The organism is Endozoicomonas sp. ONNA2 (assembly GCF_024606365.1).
Taxonomy (GTDB): Bacteria; Pseudomonadota; Gammaproteobacteria; order Pseudomonadales; family Endozoicomonadaceae; genus Endozoicomonas.
Window position 1 is genome coordinate 1 of the sequence record NZ_JAHHPO010000251.1, and the last position, 2,666, is coordinate 2,666.

General features: G+C 49.6%; 1 protein-coding gene and 1 pseudogene. Both read left to right on the forward strand.

The annotated features are described in order from the left end of the window. Positions 1-639 (forward strand): annotated as a pseudogene (locus KDK14_RS04490) (RNA-guided endonuclease InsQ/TnpB family protein); the annotation flags it as partial. Between the two features lie 398 nt (positions 640-1,037). Next, positions 1,038-2,402: a class II 3-deoxy-7-phosphoheptulonate synthase gene (locus KDK14_RS04495; RefSeq protein ID WP_257263823.1), complete on the forward strand. Its 1,365-nt coding sequence runs from the start codon at positions 1,038-1,040 to the stop codon at positions 2,400-2,402. Positions 2,403-2,666: the final 264 nt, after the last annotated feature.

A 2,666-nucleotide genomic window follows, 5' to 3' on the forward strand; every position in this document is an offset into this window, starting at 1 on the left:
GACCCAAAACACCAAGAGAAAGCATCTGTCGGTGTTGATTTTGGCATCAAAGATTTGGCTATCTGCTCGGATGGTCAAACCTTTGCTGCTAATCAGAAGTTAAAGTACTCTCTGAAACGCCTTAACCGGAAACAGAGAGGATCAAGCCTCAAAACAAAGGGAAGCAACCGCTATGCGAAAGCCAGGCGAGCAGTTGCCAAACTTCATTACAGGATAAGTAACCAACGATCAGCCGTATTACATGAAGTAAGTGATTATCTGACCGCAAAATTCAAAATAATCACCATCGAAAACCTGAATGTAAAAGGCATGATGAAGAATCACAAACTGGCAAGAGCGATCAGCGATGCGGGTTTCGGTAAGCTGAGAGAGCTTATTGAGTACAAGGCAGAGTTGAGAGGCTGCCAGGTTATCATCGCCGACCGGTTCTTTCCGAGTTCGAAAAAATGTGCGGTTCATACTTGCAATTAAATAAACGACAATCTCACATTGTCTGACAGACAGTGGCAGTGTCCGAAATGCAAAACTCTACACGACAGGGACTTCAACGCAAGTTTGAACCTTGATAATTATGGACCAGGCGTCCCCGTCGAGACACGTTACAGCTCGACCCTAAACCCTACGCAAGAGTGGAGTTAGACACGATTCGTCGTGCATCCATGCTGACGGCGTAGATAAGTCTACATAATTGCAGATTATGTTAGATTTTTAGTAGCGGCCAATAGCCTCTCACCACCATGGGACCCGGTTCACGGATGTATTTCTGCTGAGCCAGCCTGATGCTGGCTGGTAAAATGTAAACGCACACCTTGATTGCACACTGATCTTTTGCCGTGAAATATATTTTGCTTAACCATTTTCATCCCTGAGGGTGGCGCAAAATATTTTCACGCGCCATGGGCATTTGTGTTGTTAATCTCAGCAACAAAAACCTTGACATCTCTTCCATAATTACTCTTGGGAAAATCTCTCAGCCTTGATGAGGTTATTCAGGTAGAATGGCTGGTTTTAGCGAGTGTGAAAGAGCTGGTGACTGAATGAACTCATGGACTGTTGATAGCTGGAGACATATGCCGTTGCTCCAACTGCCAGAATATCCTGACCAGGAAACATTGCATCGGGTTGAGCAGCAACTTGCAACCATGCCGCCACTGGTGTTTGCCGGTGAAGTGAATGAGCTGAGGAACCGGCTGGCAGAAGCGACCGAAGGCAGGGCATTTCTGCTGCAAGGGGGAGACTGCGCTGAAAGTTTCCTGGAATTCTCGGCCAATAACATTCGCGATACCTTTAAAGTCATGATGCAAATGGCGGTGGTACTCACCTTTGGCGCTGCCTGCCCGGTGATCAAGGTAGGACGTTTGGCTGGTCAATTTGCCAAGCCGAGAACCTCTGGTACCGAAACCATTAATGGTGTTGAGTTGCCGATCTATCGCGGAGACATTATTAACGGCACCGAGTTTACCCCGGCGGCTCGCAACCCGGACCCCGAGAGAATGCTGCAGGCCTATCACCAGGCGGCTGCCACGCTGAACCTGCTGCGTGCATTTGCCCAGGGCGGCCTGGCCTCACTGGAACAGGTGCATGCCTGGAATCTGGACTTTGTTGCAAACGGCCCCCAGACTGATCAGTACCGCTACATGGCTGACCGAATTGATGAATCGCTGGATTTCATGAGAGCCTGTGGCATCTGTGCAGAGCATTCATCCACCATTCGTGAAACCGCGTTTTATACCTCCCATGAAGCGTTGTTACTGCCTTATGAGCAGGCACTGACCCGCCGTGACAGCTTGTCCGGTGACTGGTATGACTGCTCAGCCCATATGCTCTGGGTGGGTGACCGTACCCGTCAGGTCGATGGTGGACATGTTGAATTTGTCCGTGGTATTCAAAACCCGATCGGTTTGAAAGCCGGCCCAACCCTGCCACCGGATGACCTGATTCGGCTGATTGACCTGATCAACCCGGAGAATATGCCTGGCAAGTTGAACATTATCGTTCGTATGGGCGCTGACAACGTAGAGAAAGGGTTGCCGCCATTGTTGAAAGCCGTTCAGCGTGAAGGGCGCAATGTGCTCTGGAGCTGTGATCCAATGCACGGGAATACCTATAAGGCCGGCAATGGCTATAAAACCCGTGAAGTATCGAAAATTCTCTCAGAAGTAGAGCAGTTCTTCGCGGCTCACCGTGCTGAGGGAACCTATGCCGGCGGTGTTCATTTTGAGATGACAGGCCAGAATGTGACGGAGTGTGTCGGGGGTGCCCGTGCCGTGACGGAGGATCACCTGGGTAATCGTTATCACACCCACTGTGATCCTCGCCTGAATGCCGACCAGGCGCTGGAACTGGCATTTCTGATTGCAAACACTTTGAAAAAGTGCCGTAAGTCAAGAGATAAAGCATAGCTGAGGCTCAACCGGGAAAGGCTGCCTTGATATCAACCGGGGTGATATGACGACATCAGGCTGTGGATACCATTGTGTGGCCAACGTTGGTTCTGTCTGGCCAATCCCTGGCAGAGTTGTATGGACAATTTTCAACTGGCAAGTATAAAAAATAGCTATGTTTTACTGTTGACTTATCTTTCAAAAACAATATGATGAAAAACCTCTGACGGGGTATAGCGCAGTCTGGTAGCGCGCCTGCTTTGGGAGCAGGATGTCGGGAGT